Below are 7,329 nucleotides of genomic sequence, written 5' to 3' on the forward strand. Positions count from 1 at the left end.
CACGAATTCTCCGGCGGCATGCGCCAGCGCGTGATGATCGCCATGGCCCTGGCCTGCGATCCCAGGCTGCTGATCGCCGACGAGCCCACCACCGCGCTCGACGTCACCGTGCAGGCCCAGATTCTGGACCTGCTGCGCCGCCTGCAACTCGAACGCCGCATGGGCATGATGCTCGTGACCCATGATTTCGGCGTGGTGGCGGAAATCGCCGACCGCGTGGCCGTGCTCTATGCCGGCCGGGTAGTCGAGATGGCCCGGCCCGAAGCCATTCTCAAGGCGGCGGCGCATCCCTATTCCAAGGCGCTGGCCGCCTGCGTGCCGCGCATGGACGACGCCGACCAGCAATTGCCCACCATTGCCGGCCGCCCGGCCAGCCTGGTCGACGCGCCGCAAGGCTGTGCCTTTGCCCCGCGCTGCCCGATGCGCCGCGATATCTGCCTGCGCGAGCGCCCGCCTCTGCGCGAAGTCGCCCTGGGCCGCATGGCCGCCTGCCATTTCAGCGAGGAGGTGCTTGCCGATGCATAAGGATCAGCCCGCGCCGGCCGCGGCGACCCCGCGGCCTCTGATCGAGGTCACCGATCTCGTCTGCCATTTCCCGGTGCGCGGCGGCCTGCTGCGACGCAAACGCAAGCCCATCCAGGCGGTGGATCATCTGTCCTTTTCCGTCGAGCGCGGCGAAGGGCTGGGCGTGGTCGGCGAATCGGGCTGCGGCAAATCCACCATGGCCAATGCGCTGATGCGGCTGATCCAGCCCACGTCCGGCTCGTTCCGTTTCGACGGCCAGGAGGTGTTCGCCCTCGAAGGGGCGGCGTTGCGGCGCTGGCGCCGCGAGGTGCAACTGGTGTTCCAGAACCCCTATGCCTCGCTCGATCCGCGCATGACCGTGCGCCAGATCGTCGAGGAGCCGCTCCTGGTCAATGGTCTCGACCTGCCCGCCAGCGAACGCCGCGCCCAGGTCATGTCCATCCTGGAGCGCGTCGGCTTCGACAGCCGCCACGCCAACCGCTATCCGCATCAGCTTTCGGGCGGGCAGCGCCAGCGCGTCGGCATCGCCCGCAGCCTGGTGCTCAAGCCCAAGGTGCTGATCCTGGACGAGCCGGTCTCGGCCCTGGACGTCTCGGTGCAGGCGCAGGTGCTCAACCTGCTCGACAGCCTGCGGCGCGATCTGGGCCTCACCTTCATCTTCATCGGCCACGATTTGTCGGTGGTGCGCCATGTCAGCGAGCGCATCGCGGTGATGTATCTGGGGCGCATCGTGGAAATCGGCAAACGCGACGCCGTGTTCGGCCGGGCGCGCCATCCCTATACCCAGGCGCTGCTCTCGGCCGTGCCCAGCCCCGACCACGCCAAGGGCGGCACGGGCAAGCGCATCACCCTGCAAGGCGATCCGCCGAGCCCGGCCAATCCGCCCTCTGGATGCCGCTTCCGCACCCGCTGCTGGAAGGCCAGCGAAATCTGCGCCCGCATCGACCCGCAATTGCAGGCCCATGCCGCCACCGAGGACCACCAGGTCGCCTGCCATCATCCCGAGCCGCTTTAGCCGGCTCGCCGCCCCACCCTCCATCTGATCCAGACGGGGCACCCTGCCCCGCCCATTTTGCCCGGAAAGACCATGACAGACAGGAATGCCGCCGAAGCCACGCTTTCTTTGCCAGTCGCGCAGCGCGTCGGCGCTGGGGAACAGCACAGCTTTTTCGGCTATTACAACAAGAGCAATTTCAGCCGCGACGACACCCGCCTGCTGGCCAATCGCGTGCCGATGATGACTGGAGACCTGACCGGCGGCGAGACCGCCGAGGTCGGCTATTACGACCTGGCCGATGACGGCGCCTTCCACAAGATCGCGCAGACCACCACGTGGAACTGGCAGATGGGCTGTCAGTTGCAATGGCTGGGAGAGCGCAACAGCGTCGTCTTCAACACGCGCGCCGAAAAGCCCTCGGTGAGGCCGAGCCGGATGAATTCGGATTTCCGATCCGTCATCGTCGACCTGGACAGCGGAGAACAGCGCGAATTGCCGCTTCCGGTCTATGTCGTCGCCCCCAATGGGCGCTTCGCCCTCTCGGTGAGCTATTCGCGCTTCTGGGTCACCCATCGCACCATCGGCTATGCGCCAAGTGGGGAAACCCTGCCGCTGGAGCTGGCGCCCGAAGACGATGGCATCACCTGGATGGACCTCGAAACCGGCGAAAACCGCATGGTGCTCAGCCTGGCCGACCTGCGCAATTTCCAGCCGCTGGCTTCGATGGACAAGGCCCTGCACTGGGTGACCCATCTCGAGGTCAATCCGAGCGGGACGCGCTTTCTGTTCATCCACCGCTGGACCGAGCGCGTCGAGGACGAAACCTGCTTCCTGCATCGCCTGTTCAGCATGAATGCCGATGGCACCGGGCTGCGGCTGCACGAATGCACCGACCATCCCCTGCCGCAACTGGCCGAGGATTTCGATCCGGATGCGGTGGGCACCTTCGACTATGAGAAATCGGAATACCAGATTTCCCATCCGATGTGGAAATCGGACGAGGAAATCATCGTCTGGGGGCCGCATGACGGCTCCATCCACTATCATCTCTATAATGACGTGACCGGCGCCGTGCAGGTGGTGGGGCGGGATGTGCTGACCGAGAACGGCCACATGACCTATTCCAGCGATGGCCGTTGGCTGCTTTCCGACACCTATCCGGACAAGCTCACCGACAAGCGCATCCTGTTCCTCTTCGACACCCGCACCGGAATTCGCCACGACCTGGGCGAATTTTACACGCCGCCGGACCTGGGCAAGCATAACAGGTGCGACCTGCATCCGCGCTGGAGCCGCGACAATCGCAATATCTGCTTCGATTCCGTGCATGAGGGCAGCCGCCAGATGTATCGGCTCGATGTCAGCCGCATCCTGGCCGACGACTGAACGGGACGGGATGCCATGACCGATATTTCCTTTGACGCCATCCTCGCCGATATCGCGGCCTGGGCGGCGATCGAAAGCCCGACCGACCGCCCGGATGCCGTCAATGCCATGATATCGCACCTCGAGGCGCAGCATCGCGATCTCGGCATGGCGGTCGAGCGCATCGCCGGTTTCGGCGGCCGCGGTGACAAGCTGATCGCGCGGGCACCGTGGGGGCGGCCGGATGCGGCGGGAATATTGGTCATTTCCCATATCGACACCGTGCATCCCCTGGGCACACTGGCGCGCTTTCCCATCCGCCGCGTGGGGGACAGGCTCGAAGGCCCCGGCGTCTTCGACATGAAGGGCGGCGCCTGCATGGCGCTGGAGGCGGCCCGCTCCATCCTGCGTGGCAACCTTCAGCCTCACCTGCCCCTGACCTTCCTTTATGTTCCCGATGAGGAAATCGGCAGCCAGACCAGCCGTGACATCATCGCCGAGCTGGCGGGCAAGGCGCGCTATGTGCTGGTGGCGGAAGGCGCCGACACGCTGCAATCGGTGGTGACGGCGCGCACCGGTTCGCTGAAATTCGACCTGGAGATCCAGGGCGTGGCGGCCCATTCGGGCGCCGACCACCGCCAGGGCCGCAGCGCCCTTGTGGAGTTGGCGCATCAGATCATCGCGCTGGAAGCGATGACCGATTATGAGCGCGACATCACGTTCAATGTCGGCACCGCCTCCGGCGGCACCCGCGCCAATGTGGTGCCGGACCAGGCGGTGGCACGGGTCGATGTGCGCGTCACCCAGGTGGAGGCAGCCGAGGAGGCGCTGGCGCGGATCGAAGCACTGAAGGCCCGCACCCCGGACGTGCGCATAACCTATCGCGGCGGCATCTGGCGGCTGCCCTATGAGCATGGCCCCGCCATCGAGGCGCTGCTGCAAAAGGCGCAGGCGCTGGCCAGGGCCATCGGCTTCGAGCTGCATGGCGGACGCGGGCGCGGCGGCAGCGACGCCAATCTGGTGGCGCCCCATGCTCCGGTGCTCGACGGGCTGGGACCGGTCGGCGGCGGCGCGCATACGCTGGGCGAATGGATCGACCTCGCCAGCTTGCAACCACGCACCCGCCTGCTGCGCGAATTGATGCTGACGCTCGCTTAGATCATTTCACCGTTTAGTAGAAACGTTGAAATGATCTAAGCCTTTGTTTTATCGCGTTTCCGAACCGCAAAACCGTTTCCACTTTTGCTGGAAACGCTTTAGGGTCGGTGCGGAATCTAGGCGATCCCCGTCACTTCCACCTCGCCTCCCGCCACCTCGGCCACTTCGCCCAGGGCCTTGCCGATCAGGGCGCGGGCCATGGGAGAGGTGAAGGAGATCGAGCCCTGCCGGGGGTCGGCCTCGTCTTCGCCGACGATCCTGTAGGTCTGCACGCGCCCATCCTCGCGTTCGAAAGTAACCGTGCTGCCGAAGGCGACGACATCGGTGCCTTCCGGTGGCGGCACCAGCTGGGCGGTGCGCAGGCGCTCGGTGAAATATCTCAAATCACGGAAGGGGTTGGCGGCTTGCCGACGCTTTTCGTTGACATCCTCGATCTCCAGGGCCGCCTCATAGGCGGCGCGGGCCTCGGCCTGCTGGCGCTCCAGCGCGGCAAGGCCATTGGCGGTCACCAGGTTCGGGCCTTCCGGCACCGGCCGGTCGGGCAGCATGGTTTCCGAAGCGGTTTCGGCGCTTTCTTCCTTGGTGAAGGCGACGCTCATGGCGGGTCTCCAAACGGGCAATCGCTTCAGGAGATAGTGCACGCCGGCGCGCGGGGCAAATCGGTCCTGCCAGGGCCGATAAAAATTGTTCGGACCCCCGGCTGCGCTTTGCGCGGGAGAGGCATAAAATGATGTCGGGGGCGGAGGAATGACATCATGGAAAGACATTATGGCTGGGTGATCGTCGCCGCCGGGGCGCTGATCACCTGCGTGGCGGCGGGCTCGATGTTCGCCCTGCCGGTCTATCTGCAACCCATGGCCGACGACACCGGCTGGTCGCGCGCCGGCATTTCGGGGGCCATGACCATCGGCTTCATCGTCATGGGCGTTGCCGGCTTCTTCTGGGGCACGGTGAGCGACCGCATCGGGGCGCGCCCCGTGGTTCTGATCGCCTCGGGCCTGCTGGGATTGGGGTTGTTCCTTGCCAGCCGCGCCGGCGACCTGCTGCAATTCCAGCTTGCCTATGGCGGGCTGATCGGGGCGGCGGGCGGCGCCTTCTTCGCGCCGCTGATCGCCACCACGCTGGCCTGGTTCGACAAGAACCGCAGCCTTGCCGTCTCGCTGGTCTCCATCGGCGGCGGAGTGGCGCCCATGGTCATCACGCCGCTGGCCAGCCTGCTCATCCAGACCTATGGCTGGCGCAGCGCCATGTTCATCATCGCCATTGCGGCCTGGGTGGTGCTTATACCCACCAGCCTGCTGATCCGCCGGGCGCCGGCCCTGGCGCCCGCACCGGCCGGCGCCGCTGCGCCCCCGCCGGTGCGAAGCGCGATCTGGTCGGCGTTGCGCAAGCCGCAATTCCTGGTGCTGGCCGCCGTGTTCTTCCTCTGTTGCGGAGCCCATTCGGGGCCGATCTTCCACACCGTGAGCTATGCCATGATCTGCGGAGCGACGCCGCTGGCCGCTGCGTCCATCTACAGCGTCGAGGGCGTGGCGGGGCTGTTCGGGCGGTTGCTGTTCGGCATCATGGGCGATCGGCTGGGCGTCAAGCGCGTCATCATCGGCGGGCTTTTGCTGCAAGCCGCGGGCATTTATGCCTATATCTACGTGTCCCAGCTCAGCGATTTTTACATGCTCGCGGTGGTGCTGGGCATGGTTTATGGCGGGGTCATGCCGCTTTATGCGGTGCTGGCGCGCGATTATTTCCCGCCCCAGGTGATGGGAACGGTGCTCGGCGGCATCACCCTCACTTCCAGCATCGGCATGGCCTTCGGCCCCGTGGGCGGCGGCTGGATCTTCGACAATTTCGGCGATTATCACTGGCTCTATATCAGCTCGGCGCTGATCGGGCTGGGCGCGGCGGCCATGGCCCTGGCCTTTCCGCGCCCCAGCCAGCCCGCGTCGGGTCAGCTCCAGCCCGCCTGAGGCTCAGGCGGGGCTCGTCTGGGCTGCCCCGCCATTGGCATCGTCGTCGCCGGAATAGGCGGCCGACAATTGCCGGTAATAGCGCGAATTAAAGGCGTAAAGCGTCAGCATGACGCCGAAAAGCCCGGCCACGGTGAAGACCAGCGCGATGCCGCGATCCGGCCCGGTGCCGAACCAGGAGCCGATGGTGCGTGCGCCGGCGCCATCGGTCATGAAGGGGATGACGATGAACTGGGTGAGCGGCCCGATCAGGAAGGCGGTGAGCGGGGAGGCCGATTGCTCCACCGACTGGGCGAAGCCGAAAACGCGGCCCTGCCGCTCCAGCGGCACCACCTTTTGAAGCGTCGTCTGCTCGGCCGCCTCCGCATAGGGGCCGAGCAGCATCCAGATGAAGCACCCTCCGGCCAGCAGCCAGATGGAGGGCTGGATGGTGAAGACGCAGCATACGCCCCAGGTGATGAGGTTGACCGCAAGAAGGGTGCGCAGCGGATTCTTGCCCAGGCCGGTGCGGGCGATGACGATGCCGCTGAGAATGAAGGCGGTGGAGAGCACGCCAAAGAGCAGCCCCCACACCTGAACCGACACCAGCGACAGCCCATAGGCATCGAGCAGCGCCATGAAGATGCCGCCGAGGAAATTGTTGAAGGTGGCGAAAAAGATCAGCGCGAACAGGCCCGGCACGGCGGCGATGACCCTTATGGTGCCTTTGATGTCCACCCTGCCCGCCTCCGTCGGCGCGTCCGGGGCCGGGGGGGCGCGCCTTTCGTCGATCCGCACCAGATGCAGGTGCAGGAACACCAGCAGCGTCAGGCTCAGTGCCAGCAGCAGCACGGCCAGCATGCCGCCATAGGCGACCAGCACGCCGCTGATGACCGAAGTGGTCAAAAAGCCGATGCCGCTCACCATGCCGACCAGCCCATTGGCCTTGTCGCGCCGGTCTTCGGGGATGAGCACGGTCACCAGCGTCGGCAGCGCGATGGCGCGGATATTGCCGGCGATGACGCCGAGCATGAGCAGCAGCACGAAGCCCCAGAGGTAAAGCCCATAGGGATCGGTGAAGGCCCCTTCGGGCTCAAGCAGCAGCATGACGAGGGCCAGCCCGTAAAAGCCGAAGGAGACGAGGCTTGAGCCCTGCATGGCCAGCTTTTTGGGATTGTGATCGACAATGCTGCCGAGCCAGAAGCCGAGGCCGGCGGTGAACACCAGATAGAGCCCGGCCACCATGCCGGTGGCAAAGACCGAATGGGTTTCGAGGAAGATCCAGAAGGTCACCGCGAACCAGACGGTGAAATTGGTGATGTTGGCGACCAGATTGTTGCC

7 protein-coding genes are annotated in these 7,329 nt (G+C 65.6%); 5 read left to right on the plus strand and 2 right to left on the minus strand.

All coding sequences use genetic code 11. The features are described 5' to 3' along the window. The 4 genes from VDP82_RS11370 to VDP82_RS11385 form a co-directional block, all read left to right on the plus strand. The coding region (locus VDP82_RS11370; protein WP_323014962.1) for an ABC transporter ATP-binding protein at positions 1-525 on the plus strand (525 nt) is incomplete at its 5' end. Next, complete coding sequence (locus tag VDP82_RS11375; protein ID WP_323014963.1) at positions 518-1,540, plus strand: oligopeptide/dipeptide ABC transporter ATP-binding protein; 1,023 nt, start codon at positions 518-520, stop codon at positions 1,538-1,540. The genes VDP82_RS11370 and VDP82_RS11375, both read left to right, overlap by 8 nt. A gap of 72 nt (positions 1,541-1,612) precedes the next feature. Further along, the gene (locus VDP82_RS11380) at positions 1,613-2,908 is read left to right on the plus strand and encodes a hypothetical protein (protein WP_323014964.1); all 1,296 of its coding nucleotides are present in this window, start codon (positions 1,613-1,615) and stop codon (positions 2,906-2,908) included. A 15-nt stretch (positions 2,909-2,923) separates the two neighbouring features. Next, positions 2,924-4,045, plus strand: a complete 1,122-nt coding sequence (locus tag VDP82_RS11385; RefSeq protein ID WP_323014965.1) for a M20 family metallopeptidase — start codon at positions 2,924-2,926, stop codon at positions 4,043-4,045. A 116-nt stretch (positions 4,046-4,161) separates the two neighbouring features. Here VDP82_RS11385 and greA read toward each other — a convergent pair whose 3' ends face one another. Then, positions 4,162-4,644 (minus strand): transcription elongation factor GreA, encoded by a 483-nt coding sequence (gene greA / locus VDP82_RS11390; RefSeq protein ID WP_323014966.1) that lies wholly within the window; start codon positions 4,642-4,644, stop codon positions 4,162-4,164. Between the two features lie 156 nt (positions 4,645-4,800). Here greA and VDP82_RS11395 point away from each other — a divergent pair, with 156 nt between their 5' ends. After that, positions 4,801-6,009, plus strand: coding sequence for an MFS transporter (locus VDP82_RS11395; protein ID WP_323014967.1), 1,209 nt, complete (start codon positions 4,801-4,803; stop codon positions 6,007-6,009). A 3-nt stretch (positions 6,010-6,012) separates the two neighbouring features. Here VDP82_RS11395 and VDP82_RS11400 read toward each other — a convergent pair. Beyond that, positions 6,013-7,329, minus strand: a 1,317-nt coding sequence (locus tag VDP82_RS11400; RefSeq protein ID WP_323014968.1) for an MFS transporter, incomplete at its 5' end; no start/stop codon positions are given.

This window comes from Devosia sp. (assembly GCF_034675085.1).
Taxonomy (GTDB): Bacteria; Pseudomonadota; Alphaproteobacteria; order Rhizobiales; family Devosiaceae; genus Devosia.

Coding starts and splice junctions, on each gene's coding strand:
- VDP82_RS11395 (WP_323014967.1), top strand. CDS start 4,801: ATGGAAAGACATTATGGCTGGGTGATCGTCGCCGCCGGGGCGCTGATC.
- greA (WP_323014966.1), bottom strand. CDS start 4,644: ATGAGCGTCGCCTTCACCAAGGAAGAAAGCGCCGAAACCGCTTCGGAA.
- VDP82_RS11380 (WP_323014964.1), top strand. CDS start 1,613: ATGACAGACAGGAATGCCGCCGAAGCCACGCTTTCTTTGCCAGTCGCG.
- VDP82_RS11385 (WP_323014965.1), top strand. CDS start 2,924: ATGACCGATATTTCCTTTGACGCCATCCTCGCCGATATCGCGGCCTGG.
- VDP82_RS11375 (WP_323014963.1), top strand. CDS start 518: ATGCATAAGGATCAGCCCGCGCCGGCCGCGGCGACCCCGCGGCCTCTG.